Source organism: Streptococcus sp. HMSC071D03, assembly GCF_001812125.1.
Taxonomy (GTDB): domain Bacteria; phylum Bacillota; class Bacilli; order Lactobacillales; family Streptococcaceae; genus Streptococcus; species Streptococcus pseudopneumoniae_N.
Genome location: NZ_KV807798.1, coordinates 1 through 488, shown reverse-complemented (window position 1 = coordinate 488; position 488 = coordinate 1). Strand labels below are relative to the sequence as shown.

1 protein-coding gene is annotated in these 488 nt (G+C 36.3%); it reads left to right on the top strand.

The window, feature by feature from the left end:
- The coding region (locus tag HMPREF2837_RS08555; RefSeq protein ID WP_222565307.1) for a thrombospondin type 3 repeat-containing protein at positions 1-488 on the top strand (488 nt) is incomplete at both ends.

Sequence of the window (488 nt, the reverse complement as noted above, 5' to 3'; positions counted from 1 at the left end):
CTCAACTCCCTTATGGAGATTTAAAAAACAGTCCTATCGGATTTACAGATAGTAGTTACGATAGCCGTCTTGGTTTTATCTCTTTTGATGGAATGGATAGTGTTGAGGTAGACAATTTATCTGCTTGGTTTGAGAAGTTGGGTGTTAGAGATTCGCCTCAAGAACAAGTAGCTCTTGTAGAAAAATGGCAAAATGAAATTAAAGAATTATCGGAAAAAGTTGAACAAACCATTGTCAACGTTCGAGATGAATTTGAAAAAACACAAGTCAAGAATTCGCAAAATACACTAGATAATCCATACGAAAAAATTTATCAGTATAACCGAAAAGATGAGAGGGATCGTGATTTGGATGGTGATGGTATTTCCAATTCTGATGAGATGTTGCAAGGAACAGATCCATACAATGGTGCTTCTAACCTTCATAAAAAACAGGAAGATAGAGAAAGAAGGATAGATGCTGAAGCAGAAACTGGAGCGATTATCACC